The 16,670-nt window shown below is 42.7% G+C and carries 11 protein-coding genes and 4 pseudogenes; 9 read left to right on the top strand and 6 right to left on the bottom strand.

Translation table 11 applies throughout. The features are described from left to right. Nucleotides 1-73: 73 nt before the first annotated feature. The 4 genes and pseudogenes from G322_RS24130 to G322_RS21675 all read left to right on the top strand — a co-directional run. Nucleotides 74-2,791: pseudogene (locus G322_RS24130) on the top strand (non-ribosomal peptide synthetase); the annotation flags it as partial. After that, nucleotides 2,768-3,157, top strand: coding sequence for a phosphopantetheine-binding protein (locus tag G322_RS24125; RefSeq protein WP_281166514.1), 390 nt, complete (start codon nt 2,768-2,770; stop codon nt 3,155-3,157). The pseudogene G322_RS24130 and the gene G322_RS24125, both read left to right, overlap by 24 nt. Next, on the top strand, nt 3,154-3,639 hold the full coding sequence (locus G322_RS22205; protein WP_051143741.1) for a TubC N-terminal docking domain-related protein: 486 nt from the start codon (nt 3,154-3,156) through the stop codon (nt 3,637-3,639). The genes G322_RS24125 and G322_RS22205 overlap by 4 nt, the downstream gene beginning before the upstream one ends. Nucleotides 3,640-3,659: 20 nt before the next feature. After that, complete coding sequence (locus G322_RS21675; protein ID WP_051143740.1) at nt 3,660-6,131, top strand: AMP-binding protein; 2,472 nt, start codon at nt 3,660-3,662, stop codon at nt 6,129-6,131. Here G322_RS21675 and G322_RS20120 read toward each other — a convergent pair. The 3 genes from G322_RS20120 to G322_RS0106840 are packed head-to-tail and all read right to left on the bottom strand — an operon-like array spanning nt 6,122 to nt 8,922. Further along, nucleotides 6,122-7,621: an ABC transporter ATP-binding protein gene (locus G322_RS20120; protein ID WP_022941069.1), complete on the bottom strand. Its 1,500-nt coding sequence runs from the start codon at nt 7,619-7,621 to the stop codon at nt 6,122-6,124. The two genes, G322_RS21675 and G322_RS20120, sit on opposite strands and share 10 nt — an antisense overlap. Further along, the gene (locus tag G322_RS0106845; RefSeq protein WP_156873928.1) at nt 7,621-8,334 is read right to left on the bottom strand and encodes an energy-coupling factor transporter transmembrane component T; all 714 of its coding nucleotides are present in this window, start codon (nt 8,332-8,334) and stop codon (nt 7,621-7,623) included. Before G322_RS0106845 ends, G322_RS20120 begins: the two co-directional genes overlap by 1 nt. A gap of 6 nt (nt 8,335-8,340) precedes the next feature. Beyond that, nucleotides 8,341-8,922: an MptD family putative ECF transporter S component gene (locus G322_RS0106840; protein WP_022941067.1), complete on the bottom strand. Its 582-nt coding sequence runs from the start codon at nt 8,920-8,922 to the stop codon at nt 8,341-8,343. 613 nt (nt 8,923-9,535) lie between these two features. On the opposite strand from G322_RS0106840, the gene G322_RS0106835 reads away from it, so the two are divergent. The 4 genes from G322_RS0106835 to G322_RS21665 all read left to right on the top strand — a co-directional run bounded on the left by G322_RS0106835 (nt 9,536) and on the right by G322_RS21665 (nt 14,796). After that, complete coding sequence (locus tag G322_RS0106835; RefSeq protein ID WP_022941066.1) at nt 9,536-11,578, top strand: TonB-dependent receptor; 2,043 nt, start codon at nt 9,536-9,538, stop codon at nt 11,576-11,578. Between the two features lie 200 nt (nt 11,579-11,778). Continuing rightward, on the top strand, nt 11,779-12,900 hold the full coding sequence (locus G322_RS21670) for a saccharopine dehydrogenase NADP-binding domain-containing protein (RefSeq protein WP_022941065.1): 1,122 nt from the start codon (nt 11,779-11,781) through the stop codon (nt 12,898-12,900). After that, nucleotides 12,897-13,034, top strand: a complete 138-nt coding sequence (locus tag G322_RS23275; protein WP_156873927.1) for a hypothetical protein — start codon at nt 12,897-12,899, stop codon at nt 13,032-13,034. Before G322_RS21670 ends, G322_RS23275 begins: the two co-directional genes overlap by 4 nt. 4 nt (nt 13,035-13,038) lie before the next feature. Continuing rightward, nucleotides 13,039-14,796 carry a saccharopine dehydrogenase family protein gene (locus G322_RS21665; protein WP_084683699.1) on the top strand — a complete coding sequence of 586 codons (1,758 nt, stop codon included), beginning with the start codon at nt 13,039-13,041 and terminating at the stop codon, nt 14,794-14,796. Nucleotides 14,797-14,798: 2 nt separating this feature from the next. On the opposite strand, the gene G322_RS20105 is transcribed toward G322_RS21665, so the two are convergent. Continuing rightward, the gene (locus G322_RS20105; RefSeq protein ID WP_022941064.1) at nt 14,799-15,740 is read right to left on the bottom strand and encodes a helix-turn-helix domain-containing protein; all 942 of its coding nucleotides are present in this window, start codon (nt 15,738-15,740) and stop codon (nt 14,799-14,801) included. Between the two features lie 218 nt (nt 15,741-15,958). On the opposite strand from G322_RS20105, the pseudogene G322_RS24770 reads away from it, so the two are divergent. Beyond that, a pseudogene (locus tag G322_RS24770) lies at nt 15,959-16,044 on the top strand (IS6 family transposase); the annotation flags it as partial. A gap of 229 nt (nt 16,045-16,273) precedes the next feature. Here the strand turns inward: G322_RS24770 and G322_RS20100 are convergent. After that, nucleotides 16,274-16,471, bottom strand: a pseudogene (locus tag G322_RS20100) (DDE-type integrase/transposase/recombinase); the annotation flags it as partial. A gap of 61 nt (nt 16,472-16,532) precedes the next feature. Next, nucleotides 16,533-16,670 (bottom strand): annotated as a pseudogene (locus G322_RS24765) (IS630 family transposase); the annotation flags it as partial.

Genomic DNA, 16,670 nt, shown 5'->3' with positions numbered 1-16,670 from the left:
GGATGTACAGTATGCATACTGGGTTGGTCGGGAAGACAGCGCTGAGCTTGGGGGAGTCGGATGCCACGCCTATCTGGAAATCGACGGGCAGGGTGTGGAGCCGAGAAAACTTCAGCAAGCCTGGCTGCAGTTAATAAAACATCACACCATGCTAAGCGCTAAGTTCACCGATGAGGGGCAGCAGTTTATTGCTTCACAAATGCCTGAACCACAACTAATGGTGCATGATCTTCAGGGGATCGGAGATCAGGATGTTACACAAAAACTAGAAGCTATTCGTCAGCGTCTCAGCCATCGTAAATTAAGCATTAGCTCTGGAGAGGTAATGGGGCTGGAGCTCTCTTTGCTGCCGCTGGGGAAAACAAGAATTCACTTTGATGTCGACTTGTTGGTTGCCGATGTTCAAAGCCTGCATATTCTGCTCAGTGATCTAGCCTCTGCCTATGCTGGAAACAAGAACTTAGCAGCAGATCCCAATTGGCGATTTGCTCACTACTTGAGCATTGAGGCAGAGCGCAACCAAAAGAAACAAGAGCAAGATAAGGCTTATTGGCAACAACGCTTAGTGAATTTACCCTTAGGGCCACAATTGCCTTTGAAACTGGATCCTGACAGTATTCAAAAACCAGAATTTGTCCGTAGAACCTGGATTTTACCTCACAAGCAGTGGCAAGTTTTACGTGATATAGCAGCTGCGCAGCAAATAACGCCGGCCATGATGTTACTAACGGCTTATGCCGAGACTCTCTCTCGCTGGAGTAGTGAACAGCATTTTTTGATCAACATGCCCCTATTTGATCGTCAAACAGATCACCCGAGTGTTGAGCATGCCGTTGCAGATTTTACCAATTTATTGTTATTGGAGTGTGATTGTAGGGAGCCAACTGACTTTCTAAGTCGAGTGAAGCAGTTACAACAGCAGTTTCTAAAGGATGTAAAGCATGCTCGTTACTCTGCGGTCAATGTGCAGCGAGATATGGTCAAGCAAGGGCTAACACAGGGCGTTGTGGCTCCTGTGGTATTTGCTTGTAATTTAGGTACGCCACTGTTAACAGAGCAGTGTCGTTCTACCTTGGGCTCTCTGCATTATATGATCTCCCAAACGCCACAGGTTTGGTTGGATCATCAAATTTATGAAGTGGAAGATGGCTTGTTATTGGCTTGGGATGCTGTAGAAGAGCTGTTTCCTGAACCGCTTCTGGATGATATGTTCAGTGCTTATACTGCTCTACTTGAGTGGCTGTCCGCTGATCCAACGCACTGGCAAAAAGTTGAAACCTTAAACCTTCCAGAGCATCAACAAAAGGTTCGTCAAGAGAGTAATGCCAGCGAGGCAGCTCAGGTTGACAAGCTACTGCACCAAGGCATGTTTGAGATTGCTCAGCAAACCCCTGAGCGTCAAGCGCTGGTTTGGGGTGAGCAGAGCTGGAGCTATGCTCAGTTGGCCGAGCAGGCTCTGCGCATCGCTGCGATGTTGCAAGATCACGGTCTTCAAATCGCAGAGCCTGTTGCGGTCACACTGCCCAGAGGCTTGCAATAAGTGGCCGCCGTTTTTGGTGTGCTTGCTGCGGGTGGTTGTTATGTTCCCATTGGGATTCATCAGCCTCAGGCTCGCCGTAACAAGATACATTCTACGGCAGGCATTCGCTTGGTGCTCAGTAACCATCAACAGATAAATCAGAGTGAATTGACCGATCAAGGTTTAGAGCCAGTGAGTCTGCTCGATGTAGCCGCTACATCATGCTATGCGCCATTGTCTGAGCCCGTTGCGCTTGCTTGTCAGCAACCTGCCTACATCATCTTTACGTCAGGCTCGACCGGTGAGCCCAAGGGCGTTGAGATGTGTCATCGGGCAACGGCTAATACCATCGAACACCTGAATCTGAAGTATGGGGTAAATGAGAGCAGCTGTGCTTTGGCTCTTTCTGCATTGGACTTTGACCTTTCTGTTTATGATTTATTTGGCTTGCTTGGCATTGGTGGCCGTTTGGTACTGCTGCAAGAAGAGCAGCGCCGCGATGCGCAGCAGTGGTTAAAACTTATCAGGCGGCACGGTGTAACGCTGTGGAACTCTGTGCCCGTATTACTGGATATGTTGTTGGTAGTGGCCGAGCAGGACACACAACAGCTGCCATTTGAACAAGTAATGCTCTCAGGAGATTGGATTGGACTGGATCTGCCGGTCAGGTTGAGCGCCAAGAGCTCAGCTCGTTTTATTGCCATGGGGGGAGCTACAGAGGCGGCTATTTGGTCGAATCATTATGAGGTGACAGGTCCCATGCCAGCGGATTGGTCTTCAATCCCTTATGGTAAGCCGTTGGCAAATCAACGTTATAGGGTGGTGGATGTACAAGGTCGCGACTGCCCCGATTGGGTTGCAGGAGAGCTTTGGATTGGCGGTCATGGCCTAGCCACCGGTTACCGAGGTGATGCGCAGCTAACCCAAGAGCGTTTTGTCGAAGTCGCAGGTGAGCGTTGGTATCGCACGGGAGACAGAGGTCGTTACTGGCCTGATGGGAATTTAGAGTTCCTTGGTCGTCTCGACCATCAGGTGAAAGTGCGTGGTCATCGCATCGAGTTGGGTGAAATTGAAGCTGCATTAAGTACTGTTGCCGGTGTTTCACGAGCCGTTGTGGTTACTGTGGGTGAGTCTTTGTCTTTGGCGGCTGCGCTTATACCAGAGCACAATGCTCAACTTGATATTGAACAAATTCGGCTCCGATTGCAGGCACTGCTACCCGACTACATGGTGCCCAACACCTTTAGCATTGAGCAGAGCCTACCACTGAGCGCAAACGGTAAAGTAGATCGTAAGTTATTAAGCCAGGAGCTGAGTTATAAGTTAACTGCTGATTTTGAAATCCCCAAAGGGCAACTTGAAGAGCAAATAGCAAGCCTTTGGTGTGAGACACTCAATTGTCAGAAAATCTCCAGAAATGCCGATTTTTTCATGCTAGGAGGTGACAGTCTGGTCGCAACGCAAATTGTGCAACTATTGCAAAAGCGTAGGATCAGCCCCGGTACAGTGCCACTTTCTATGATCTTTACATCCCCTACTATTGCTACGATGGCAAAACAAATCCAAAGCCAGTGGCAGAAATTAGGACTTGACTCTAGTGATACAACTGAGTCTTTATTCGAAGAAGGTACAATATGAATATTGCTAACATTGTGAATGATTTTGAAGCTCTAGGAGTATATCTCTGGGCTGAAAATGACCAACTGAAATTCAAAGCACCAGCGGGTGTATTACAAGAGTCCCATAAACGGACATTAAAGCAACATAAGGTTCAATTAATAGAATTTTTATCCGATCCAGTAGTAGACGCTATTCAGACAGATCTAAATAACAGGTATGAGCCTTTCCCATTAACCGATTTACAGTTGGCCTATCTGGTTGGGCGTACCAATGCGATTGACTATGGTGGTGTTGGATGTCATAGCTATATTGAGTTGGACTTACCAAAAACGGATATAAACAGACTACAGCAGGCCTGGCATCAACTTATCTGCAGGCATGATATGTTACGTGCGGTGATCTCTGTGGAAGGGCACCAAAAAATTCTGCCGAAAGTCTCTCTCCTGCCATCATCCATCATGATTTTCAGGGGCAGGAGCCGGCACAATGGGAAGCATTAATCGAGCAACTGAGGGATAATTTGGCACACCGCCATTATCAGCCTGAGCAGTGGCCACAGTATGAGATGCAGCTAAGCAGTACAGACTCTGGCAGTATATTGCACTTCTCCATTGATTTGTTGATTGCTGATTTTGCCAGTATTCAGATCTTGCTGGCAGAACTCGGGGAGTTATATGAGCACCCAGAGCGCGAGTTAAAACCTTTGCGAATATCTTATCGTGATCTGATCCTGGCTCGTAAAGACACAGAAAATAGCAAGGCGGCAGCTCGTTATGAAAAGCATAAAGCGTATTGGTTGGAGCGTATTCAACAGATGCCTATGCCTCCTGAATTACCTTTGGCGATCCATAATAAAAAGCAAGAAAGTGTCACTTTTAGTCGTCAGAATTTCTCCTTAGATAGTCAGCTTTGGCAAGCTTTAAAACAAAAAGCCAATGCCTATCAAATCACTCCTTCAAGTATCGTTCTATCTGCCTTTACTGAAGTGTTGGGGCGTTGGTCCAGAAATCGAGAATTTTGTATTAACCTGACCATGCTCAACCGTTCAACTGCTCACCCTGATATCCGCGGAGTTGTGGGTGACTTTATTGAAGTTAATGTATTGGGTGTTTGCACCGATCCTGATCTGGGTTTCTTTGAGCGAACCCAGCAGTTACAGCAGCAACTTTGGCTGGATTTGGAACACACTGCTTTCACTGGTATTGAAGTGCTAAGGGAGATGAGTCAGCAACAGCAAAGCAATGTCATCGTTCCTATTGTTTATACCAGTACTGTTGGTTTGTCAGGTGATGATCTGGATGCCAATGAATTTATGCATGATGCTAAATTGCGCTATGGTATTACTCAAACTCCCCAGGTTTGGTTGGATTGCCAAGTTACAGAGCGAAACGGTGTTTTGATTGTGGATTGGGATATTCGCAGTGGCATTTTCCAGCAAGGTGTGATTGAGCAGGCTCATGCTGCATTTTGTCGATTGTTAGAGCAATTGGCAGGGGAAGAGTCTATTTGGTCTTCAATTTCTCCAATTGCACTGCCAGCTACTATGCTGCAGGTAAGGGAGCAGGTGAATGCAACGGGGGCTCTGCTAAGTCAAGATCATCTTCATACTGGATTTTGTCAACAGGCCTTATCCCAACCTCAGGCAATGGCGATTTTGAGTCATGAACGAAACCTAAGTTATGGCGAACTTGCCAGTCAGGCCATCGCTTGTAAGCTGCAACTTTCTGAATTGATACAATCAGGCGATAGAGTCGCCATAGTGATGGATAAGTCTGTGGATCAAATATCAGCGGTGTTAGGGGTGCTGTTAGCAGATGCAACTTATGTTCCCATTGAGGCTAGCCAGCCTGTTGCCAGACGAAACCGAATTTTGTCCGATGCGGGGATCAAAGTTGTGATCACTTCTAAGGAGCATCTAGAGGCAGAGTGGCCTGTAGGGATCAGCTTGATTATCGCGCAACAGCAGCGACTTAAGACGACTTATGTAACACAAGAATTAGAGAAAAGCTTGCTAATGCAAGTAAGTGCTAACACGGCTGAAAAAGCGGCTTATATCATCTATACCTCCGGTACGACAGGTCAACCAAAAGGAGTTGAGATGTCGCACCAAGCTGCCGTAAATACGCTTAGCGATATTAATCAGCGCTTTGATCTTGGACCCTTGGATCGAGTACTCGCGCTGGTGAGCTTTGGTTTTGATCTCTCTATTTGGGATATTTTTGGCACCTTGAGAGCGGGGGCCACACTGGTACTTCCTGCTCTGCTTAAACACTACAATACAGAGCCAAGCCAGCCGATAATGCGAAGTTTTTCCATCGCGCCTATCATTGACTATTGTAAGCAACATTGCCCCAACGTTTCTCCCCATAACTTAGTGTGCGCCTTACTGGCAAAAGCGAATTATTCACTGAGTAAGCAGCTACAGCGGCCATTAAAAAAACACCGAGTGAGTTTCCGAGTGATAGTTGATATTCTCAATGCTCCTCAACGCAAAAAACTGCTGGGTAATTATATTGCATATTTGCCAGTAACTATTGATGGTCGCCAATCTTTAAAGCAGATAGCCGATTCCATCAATGAGCGATTACTTCAGGCTCGCCTAGTAAGGGCTGATGTCAGTATGTATAAGCTTTTGGGGTTTGCTCTAGGCAGTGGCATGGCAAACAAGAGTAATGATCCTGTTTCTTATATAGTCGCCAATATTGATAATTTAAGTTTGAACTTAAACCCTGAAATGCTTGTTGGAGCTTGTCTAAGTCAGTTTAAAGCCACTGCTAATGCCGTCGTATTGGATGCAGGAGGTGCGCAGCTCAATAATCGTCCCACTGTTTGTTTTAGTCTGAGCTCAGATCATCTGTTACTTGTTAGCTTTTTTAACACCGTTAGCAAATCGGATATCCAGCATCAATGGTTAGATAGGATTGAACAGGAAATTCAGGGTATTAAAACTAGCGTTGGGGTAATATCAACCTACAAGCCTGATTATGCCTGACTAATAGGCAGAGTGCTGCTTTCATAGGCAGCCACTTCTGTGGCATGTGGCGGTTCACTAACATCTGAAAATTGCATATAGCTTAAAAGGCGCTCTTGTCCACGATCGTCCAGATCATACATTTGTTCGATCTGTCGATTGCGTATATGTATAACCGAATCACAGCAGGCGAGCAGTACGGCGGGATCATGACTGATAACAATCACAGTGCAACCCCTATCGCGCATTTTAGTTATCTGTTTGACGACTCTTGTTACGTTCTTGCTATCTAGTCCGCTGGTTGGCTCGTCTAGTACCGTAAACTCTCGGTTTGCGGCTACAGCCGTAGCCAGTGCCAAACGTTGCTTCTGTCCTCCAGAGATAGCCAGAGGATGGTCGTCTTTCAGGGCTATTAAATCTAGTTCACTGAGAATGGACATGGCTAGCTGCTCATTTTCACCGGGCATATTGAGCTGTACTTCATCACTAACTGAATCACAGAGCAATTGACGATTGACTTCTTGATCTACAAAAAAGCAACGTTGTCGAAGCGCTTTGGTATTAAGTCGCCCCTGTGCGTCGCATAACTGTAAGGGGCCTTTTTCTAGACCGCATAACTGTCGAAATAAACTGCTTTTACCCGCACCGTTTTCCCCTGACACGGCAATCACCGAGGATTTAGCAATGGTATATTGTCTCGCATTTTTATCTGCTATTCCAAACCAGCGAGCCCTAGATTTTAACAGCCAAGTATCGGAGGTTGTGGCAGTAGCCTTTAGGGGGGATGGTCTTTTTTCTGTAGCCGCTTGAGTGGCTGCTGAATGTATTGGCGCCGTCTCAATAATACGACCATGTTCAAGGTGAATTTGTCTATCGACCAAGTTGCCGAGATAAGCACTGCGATGCTCTGCCACGATGACGGTAATGCCCAGTTTTTTCCAGCTTGCGATGGCATTCGCCAGCATTTTTGCCGCCTTGGCATCCAAGTTGGCACTGGGTTCATCTAAGAGAATGAGCTCTGGCTGTATAAAACTGGCTGAAGCACAGGCAACCCGTTGTTTTTCACCACTTGATAGTTTATCCAATCTTTCGTATTCACGTCCTTCAAGCTGAAAGAGGCTTAAATTTTGGCTCAGTAAGTGATTTATGTGTGTAATATTAAGCGCAAAGTTTTCGGCACTGAACACTAGCTCACTGCCGACACTATTGGTAAAAAACTGACTACATGGATTTTGAGATACGGTCGCAATTGTTCTATACAGTTTTTTTTCAGGGATCGTGGCGACTTCGATGCCATCTAAACATAGGCTTCCTTTGAGTTCACCGTGAAAAAAATTAGGTACAAGGCCGTTGATAGCCCTAATTAAAGTGCTTTTACCGGAGCCAGAGCTCCCTGTGAGTAGGACGCATTGCCCGGCATTAATTGATAGATTTATATTGCGTAGGGTTGGTGCTTTTTGTGAAGTACCCGCGTAGGAAAAACTAAAATTTTTAAAACAAATTTTACTCATTAAACCATCCAAATTGATTCTGCAGCGAGCATTACGTTGAGTACAATGATTGCCAGTATTGGTAGATCTAACCAAGTAAAGCGAGCTTCATAGTAATTGCTTCGGTGCTTTTCTGCTCCAAGGCCACGGCTGATTGCGGCCGCAGACAGTTCGTCTCCAATGCGCAGTGTATTACTAAGAAAGGGCAGCAAACGGCAGAGTATTGCAGTTTTAACACTGCCGTTTCCAAATAATAGTCCGCGCATTCGTACACTACGCTCAATGGCCAGCATTTCGTTGAGTACACAAGGAAAGAAACGAAAAATAATCACCAATACGGTGATCAAGGGGGAGGGTAATCTGAATTTGTATAATGCTGAAACTAATTCTGAAACCGACGTTGTGAGTAATAAACAATAACCCGCTGCGATAGAGGGGAGAATACGAGTGCATAAAACCACCATGCCCATCAATGCGATTTTACTGTCTCCCTGAAGCGAAGGCACAACGCTGATAGCTATCCAAGTGAACAACATAAATAGTGATGTTAGGATAAATCCGACTTTAAGGTGACCTTCTACAATCAGCACCACCATGGGTAAGATGGCAAGCACAAAATACGCCCTCTGAACGAGTTCGCTACCGCCTGCGCCACCAACTAAAATGATACTTATACTCAGTAACAGCAGAATTTTACTGCGAGGATCAACTCGACTTATTGAGATATTTGCCATCGCCACCTATACCACTCCGGCTCGGCTTAATTGTTTGTTGAGTAATCGACTACCGATGCTTGCACCTATAAAACCAGATAGCATGGCTGATACAACCAGTATCGGTAGCAACCAATAGGGCAATAAGAGACTGAGACTTTCGGCATATTCTTTGCCGTTGCCCTCTGCTAATGTGGCGAAATAGCTTTCTCTAGAGAGATAAAACGGTAGGAAATTGCCAATAACCCACACACTAAACACGCTGTAAGCCATGGCACTCTTCTTAAGATTTTGATAATTTACACGTTTTAACATTAAATCAGCTAGCACACCAAAAATGATGCCAGTTAGCACAACCCAAAGTCCCATGCCTGTCACTAACATCAACAAACCATTAACAAAGCCCATAAGTGACACCATGCCAAATTTGTCAACTCGGGTTAGAAAAATCATAAAAGGCAACCCTCCTAATAAAGGGGCTAACACCGCGAGTAGAGGAATAAATATTGGAATAACACCTAACCAGCCTACGGCCAGCATGATCATAAAAAACAGCACTGAATATATAGCAACAGTGCTTAGGTCTTTGGGGCTTAAATTAATACTCATGTTATCTCCTTAATTAATGAAGCTTAAAGTTTATGGTTTTGATTATGGTAAGAATTCAAAGGCATTTAGAATAATTAAAGTGATCCTTGCGCTAAAGGCTGTGCCTAGGTTTTTAATTTACTATTAGTGATAATAAAACGCATTATCACTTGATTGCATGTAGAATAATATGATTTATATCACAAAATCATAACTTTTTTTGATACTGACCTTCGGATGTAACAGCGCACGTGATGCTCTTTGTTAAATAAATTTTGCTTAGATGTCTAGGCTACACTGCGTTAGCCGCGAGCAAAACTTGCGGTATTTTTTAAAATTAAAACGGCAAAGATCAACAAGCCTGAGTAACCGTTAATTCAGTATAATTTGACACAAATTTATTCTCTGGTTGTTATTCGAATTTTTTATATCAACTATCTGAGTTGCCCGAACCGCTCGTTCATTAATATTACCTCGAAGGGCTCCCTTAAATGGAAAAAATAACACCGTAACGGGGGATTTAAATCCTTTTTGGGTAGCGCGAACTAGATCACATATTGGACAATTGATTTTGCAAAAATTTTATTTGTATTCGCGATTAAGCAAGCAGTGTCTTGTTAAAAGGAAATTAAAAGTGACCAATATACACAAACTAGGATTAACGTTACTCACTTCGTTAAGTTATATATCAACAACATCTTACAGCCAAGCTGCAGAGGAAAAAACTGAAATAGCAGGCTTAGAGACTATCGTTGTATATGCTCAAAAAATTGAACAAACTAAACATGATGTTCCTGCAACTTTGAGCATATATTCTGAGTCCAGAATAGAAGATTTAAATATTAAAGAAACCACAGATATTGCCCTGCTAACACCAGGTATGAACTATTTAAAAGCCGATAACCATACCGCTTACTTTGTTTATCGCGGTATTGGTGGTACCACCACCATGAATAAAATTTATAACGTGAATATTGATGGTGTTACCATTCCTTATGTCAACCCCAATATTTTATTAGATACTGCTCAAATTGAAGTGATTAAAGGTGGGCAGGGTGCGCTATACGGGCGAAATACCTTAGGTGGTATTATTAAAGTAGACACTCATCGGCCTAAAGATGATCCTGAAAACTATGTTCAAGCGGATTACGGGAGTTTTAATACCTCTGTTATTGAAGGCGCTGTAGGAGGCAGTATTACTGAAACCAGCGCGGCGCGTATCGCACTGCAATATAAGTCAACTGATGGCTATTTTGAAAATAGTACATTGAATAGAGGTGAGACAAATAATAATGATCAATATTCCGTTCATGGTAAATTTGACATTTACCATACAGATGACGCACTGGTTTCTTTTGATGTAATTGCTGCTTCCTACGATGGTGGTTTTGATAGTTATGTTTATGGAGGTGGTACAACCACGACTAACAACGAACCTGGCTATAACGAAAGTGATTTTGTGACGGGAATTTTGACGCTGGAGAAAAATATCAGTACAAATTCCAGCCTGACATCCATAACCAGCTATACCGATTCTAGTTATGGTTTTTTACATGATTGGGACTTCACGGAACAGGATGTGAGTTCTGCAGTGTTTGATGAGTCGACTAAATCCCTTACTCAAGAACTACGTTTGCAGGGTATCACTGATGATGAAATGAACTGGCTGTTAGGTGCTTTTTTCATGAAAGAAGAGGTAGGTACTACAACAGATGTTGGCTTTGGAGCTGATGCTGCTGCATGGGGGATGCCTATAGGGGCAAAAATGTCTCAAAGTAGCACCATAGACAACATTAACGTCGCTTTATTTGGGCAAGCTATTTATCCCATAGGCCAGTTTGAACTGAGCGTTAGAATGAGACTGGATTATGATAAAAAATCCTTAGATTGGCAGAATAACAACAATATGAGCGTTAATTATGAAAATGATTGGTTTGCTGTCTTGCCCGCTGCTTCTATTAGCTGGAAACCAACGGATGCTAGTCACACTTACCTTTCTGTTTCTCGTGGTTATAAAGCCGGTGATTACAACAATGTACAAGTAGATGTATCAGTGGTTACAGAAGCGGTTGCTCCAGAATATAGTATTACCTATGAATTAGGCCACAAACAAAGATTTGGCCAGAACGTAGAGATGAATGTAGCACTCTACTACATCGACTGGACTGATATTCAAGTTGATATTCCTCACCCAGATTTTCAGGGTGCTTATATAAAACAAAATGCAGCAGGAGCTCATAGTAGTGGTCTTGAGCTGGAGTTATTAGCAGCACCCATGACAGGGGTGTCCATGTTCTTGAATGGCAGTTATCCACTTGAATATGAATTTGATGATTTTTCCAATGGCATTGAAGGGGATTACACGGGTAATAAACTGCCTTATACCAATGAATACAGTTTGTCTTTAGGCTCTAGCTATACTCACCAGTTAGGTTTATTTGTTGGTGCGGATGTCACTTTCAAAGGTCCTCAATTCATGAATGAGTCTAATACCTTTGAACAAGGGAGCTATGCCGTCCTCAATGCTCAAATTGGTTATCGCGTCGAGGCTTGGTCTGTTTATCTTTATGGTCGTAATTTAACTGATGAAGAGTATTCAACATCCATGTTTAACGGCGCTGAATCAGTCGCTGAACCTCGATTTATTGGCTTAAAAGCTAAGTTTTATTTTGAATGATTTGAGTTAGCTTTGTTTAATATAGAAGCTAACTATCCTCTCAATCGAAAGTTAGCAACTTGTTTTTTACTAGCCCGTTTTACAGGACACTTTAAGATAACTTTTAGTTCGTAAATTTAACCGCTCCCCACTTTTGTGGGGCTTTATTTGCTTAACTACAACAGTCAGAAAAGAGTTATGAATAATAAAAAATCCTTATTTTGGGAGGTTTTGGCCGAGTTGGTATTGAAGTTACCCGTTACCTGCTTAAACATACTTCCTATTTAATTACTCTAGCTTCCCGCGAGGCTAGAATACTTCCATCAGATATTCCAGACCGTGAGCGCATTAGTCGCTGCCAACTGGACGCGGTAAACGATCCCAAAGGGCTTGAATCATTCTGTCAGAGTGTCGATTTGATTATCTCCTGCATTGGACCATCGGGTATTATAGGTGATCGAGTTGCTAAAATTTGTAAAAAAACGGCAACACCTCTAGTTGATGCTGGTGGTTATGATCTGGTGCTTAATAGTCTTGAGCATGATGAAAAAAATAAGCCATCTCCCGTTCCTCTCATTATCAATGTCGGGCTACTACCTGGTCTATCAGGCATGTTTCCCAAGTATGTTTTGGATACCAGTGCAGAAGGCCGAAATATTGAATCGATGGATGTGCAGTATGTTGGTCGAGATGCCTGGAGTTACAACTCAGCCTGGGACATCATCAATGGCTTAGGTGATTTTGGTGATGAAAAAGGTTTTTGCTATTGGCAAGGCCAGAAAATTGTTAACGTATCTATGCTCAAAGCTGGCAATAAAGCTCATTTCCCAGCTCCCATAGGGAGTATCTCAACGATGTTACTTTATGCTGAAGAAATTGTTCGTTTGGCAAAAAGTTACAATATTCAAACTGCGCGTGTTTTTGGTGCCAATATTGGGCGAAGAGCTACATTCATCTGCCTTATTGCCAAGCTCTTTAAAATGTATAAATCCAGCTCAGGCATTCATCGAGCTGCGAATTGGTTGGTTAAAGCCTCAAAAAAAGATATGCGTAAGTTACAACCAGCCTATGGTATTCAGGTGGATGTGAGCTACCAATCAGGGGAGCGTGTTCGAGGGCAAATTACCCTTGTTGACACCTATGAAGCAACAGGCTCCATCATCGGTATAGCAGCGCATTGCTTTTTGGAAAATCCTTCAATTGTAATGGGGTATATATGTTACATGAGGCCATTGATTCCAAGTTGTTTATGCCAACAATTAGAAGCATCAAGCCTTTTGACTTTAAAGCACATTGATAAAGAGTCCAACCTTGAATTTAAAACGACACAGGAAAGCCAATGAATCAAAAAATAAACCCTCGTTTACTCGTTATTGGTGGCAGTGGCGAAACAGGTAAACGCATTATTGACTATTTAAACCGTTCATACCCAGAGTTGCATATCAGCTGTGCCGCTAAGTTGCATAAATGCAAGTAAGAAAGTGGCTTATATTGGCTTGGATATCAATAATGAACCAGAGGCGATGAAGGTGCTGCAGACTCATGATCTGGCCATCATCGCTCTGGGACCAATGGATAAATATGGAGCCAAAGCTCATCGTTTGTGTCTGAAAGCAAAGTTGGATGTTGTTGATATTAACGATAGCTTAAAGGCTGCCGATGAAATTCTGGCTTTACACGATGAAGCCAAACAATCTGGGTGTCGAATTTTTACAGGAATGGGCTTCGCTCCAGGCTTATCCACTTTATTGCTGACTAAGTTGGCAAGAGAGCATGCTTCAGTAAGTGGAGATTACTGTTGCCGTTTATACATGGGAGCCGCCTATGGTGGTGGAGAGACCAGTCCTTATGCGGTATTGGCCAGTTTTAATAAAACACTGGAAGTGTTCACTAAGGGCCGTCGAACCACGGTTAAAACCCCCTGGAAAGATGAAAGTGAGAGCTTTCACTTCCCTGCACAGGCCAAGCCTTTAGCATTAATTCCTTTTTCTTCCCCTGAAGTGGCAGGCTTAGCCTCCGATCGCTGCCCTAGCGATTTAGAAATATCAAGTTTTGATACTCGCTACCATATTCAGTATCTGTCACAAGGCTTTGCTCGCTTATTGGCTCATTTTAACTTGGGTGAAAGTGCACTCGACTTTTTTGCCAAAAAGTTCTTTAGTGGTGGCCAGTCTATGAAAGCTAAAAAGGATGCAGATCCTGATACTTGCCTATGGGTTTATCCAGCAAATGCACCTGAGCAAGGGTTGATGGTGCATGGGATTATTTCATCATACGACTTAACAGCATTAATGGCCTGCGCCGTCACCGATATATGGCTAGAAGGTGGGTTAGTCGCTTATCAGGGCGTATTTGCAACAGAGCATTTATCCTTAGAGTTGCACTCCAAGCTTCAGGATAAACTGGCCCAACGTGGTATTAGCATCCGTCGAGCAAGACCTGAAGTATTCAAACAAGCAGACACTCATTTTGGCTGGGCTGATACACCTGTCCTGAGTGTAGAGCAGTTGCGTAATTATGGGAAAAATTGGTATAACTTTGACAAGGCACACCCTAAGATGGCCTTATTACAAAAGCGATTTTTATTGAATTCTGGCATTTGGAGCAGTTTAAAGCAAAGCCTTTCTCCACTAAAATTCCTTAATTTTGTATTTACTACCATGTCGCGATGGCGATCTCACAACAAACAGCTAGTAGCCTACCGACAAAGTCATGATCTTGTTAAGCATGCTTGTTGGAAGGCCATAACAAAAGATATCAGCATGTTTACATCTGGTTATTCCCGCGCTCGGGATATTTTGGGGGCTGAAAAATCCTTTGAGCAATACCGAGTTATGTTTCTGGATACAGGGAAAATGGAAATGCGCTGGCTTTGGCCAAAGCCAGAAATCTTTAGTACTTTTGCCAAGCCTGAGCAGGCGATTATTGACTATTGGCTATCTTTTATGAGTAATTATTCCGACTTGGGTCTGTTTGACTTTAGTGTTCAAACTCAGACTGCTAATAAAATCCATTGCACGATTTCTAATTGTGCCTATGCAAAAATGTTCAGCCAGCTTGACTGTGCAGAACTAGCCAATTTGGTGCGGGAGATGGAGCAAGAAGCCTTAAGCTTTATATGTAGTCAGGCCCAAATCAACATTGATTGGCAAGCCAAAGGGAATGGCGATGCGCAAGTGAGATTAGAAATAACAGGATCCAGTGCAGTGATGGAAGCAGAACAAGCAATTGCTTGCTAAGTTCAAGAGCTAGCAGGACATAAAAGGATAATTCCCGTTTCCTGCTGGCTAAAATCTAACTCATAGACTAGCTCTCGTCGCGCTTCTTTAGGTAACACTCCATATTGTTTGCGAAAAGCAGTACTAAAATGACTGATATTGCTATAGCCAAGAGTGATTGCTGTTTCAGTGACATTATTACTTTTTAATAAATCCATTGCGCGTCTCATTCGCTCTTCCTGAAAGCTGGCATAGATACTTTTACCAAATAGCATTTTAAAACCTTTTTTGAGCTTGCATTGATTGATGCCGACAGTTTTAGCTAATTCAGCAATGGTTGGAGCTGAGCTGAGATCGGAGAGCAGAATGTCTTTAGCAATGGAAAGCAATCGCTTATCTCGAGTAGACAAGCATTCTTGAGGTTGTGTTATTTTAAGGGCACATAAATGCAAATAGAGGTATTCTAGCATGGCAGAATGTAGTAATAGTGGTGACTTATCCTCTTTGTTCAGTAGAGAAATAACTCGAGTTACTGCGTTTGTTAGTTTTGGACATGAGCATCCTTGGCGGATGAAAAATTCCATTTTTTTACTAAAGTCAATCTCGGTCAAATCCTCGCCAGCCAATGAAAATAGTATATCGGGGCGGATCATTATTTCCAAGTTACAAAAATCAGTACACTCTTGAAGATGAAACAATTCACCATCAGAAAAACCCATATTAATGTCGCCTGCACAACAATTAATTTGTTCGCCTTTCACTTCTAAGCAAAGTTGCCCGTGTAAAAAGTGGTTCAAATGAATGTAATCCTGATCCCCTGCTTGTGGGGTCTCTATGTCCACTCCCATATCGTTACTAGAAAATAAACTGACAATGAAACCAGGTTGGATCTCAATATAGTTGTTAGTATACATTTGAACGTTAGAGCAATTGTTGGTAGATATTGTATCGGTATTAGCATCCATGACTACGTAGTCCTTGTTATACTAGCCTTGTAAAAATCGCATTCAAGCATGTTGCAACTGTCTGTAATAATAGGATATTTTATTGTTTTTATTCTCTGGATAAATATTACTCTCTATAATCACCGATGTAAATGTAAATGTAAATGTAAATCATTATCATTTGTTGTGATTATTTTTGGTGTTGTTAACTCTCTCATTAATTATGCGATAATCTTCTGATGAAAAATTCTAATATCTACGCAAGTTATCGCTATCCTGCAGTTTGGTCTTATCATCGTTTGCACTTAGCTTTCGAGATATTGAATAATTTCTTGTATCACGAGGCATTGTTGTAAGTTATGAGACAATTCACCATGATTTTATAGCTTTTGAAAGTCACATGGGGCAGAAACCGCCTTGGTAAGATGAACTTGTTTGGGTACTGTCAACTTAAGCCTAAATAACAAATTTATCCATAGAATTTGGTTCGCTTCACAACGATATATCAATAGGTTACTTTTAAATTTTTAGTTGTTTTTGGTTCAAGTTTCGTTAAGTTGACAATACCCTGCTGAGTAACTTGCCAGTTTATCAGTCGCAATTTTCAACAGTGTAGAGCCTTCACTTTTCAATAATCGTTTAAAGAAATGCATTGCAGCCACTTTATCCTTGTGTTTTTGAACTAAAATATCTATTTCATCACCATCTTGATCAACTGCTCGCCAAAGGTAATACAATACCCCATTTATTGTTTTTATCTTCGGGTCTATACCCAAGCGACTTGATACTGTTTCGCACCTAGCTCATGACACTTCAAACTGCAAAATTGAAGGTTTGAAAATTGTCATTAATCCTACTCTGTCGAAATTCTTTTGCTGTTGTAAAGTATTTATTGTTTCTTGCATATTCACTCATCCCCTTCCACAGTCGCTCTATAGGATTTAAATTAGG

It is taken from the genome of Psychromonas hadalis ATCC BAA-638 (genome assembly GCF_000420245.1).
Classification (GTDB): Bacteria; Pseudomonadota; Gammaproteobacteria; order Enterobacterales; family Psychromonadaceae; genus Psychromonas; species Psychromonas hadalis.
The sequence above is the reverse complement of the archived record's forward strand: the minus strand, read 5'-3'. Positions and strand labels throughout refer to the sequence as shown.

What these genes read in the sequence shown, in the direction of transcription:
- G322_RS22205 (WP_051143741.1), top strand. Translation starts at nt 3,154, where the DNA reads ATGAATATTGCTAACATTGTGAATGATTTTGAAGCTCTAGGAGTATAT.
- G322_RS0106845 (WP_156873928.1), bottom strand. Translation starts at nt 8,334, where the DNA reads ATGGCAAATATCTCAATAAGTCGAGTTGATCCTCGCAGTAAAATTCTG.
- G322_RS0106840 (WP_022941067.1), bottom strand. Translation starts at nt 8,922, where the DNA reads ATGAGTATTAATTTAAGCCCCAAAGACCTAAGCACTGTTGCTATATAT.
- G322_RS23275 (WP_156873927.1), top strand. Translation starts at nt 12,897, where the DNA reads ATGAATCAAAAAATAAACCCTCGTTTACTCGTTATTGGTGGCAGTGGC.
- G322_RS20105 (WP_022941064.1), bottom strand. Translation starts at nt 15,740, where the DNA reads ATGGATGCTAATACCGATACAATATCTACCAACAATTGCTCTAACGTT.
- G322_RS20120 (WP_022941069.1), bottom strand. Translation starts at nt 7,621, where the DNA reads ATGAGTAAAATTTGTTTTAAAAATTTTAGTTTTTCCTACGCGGGTACT.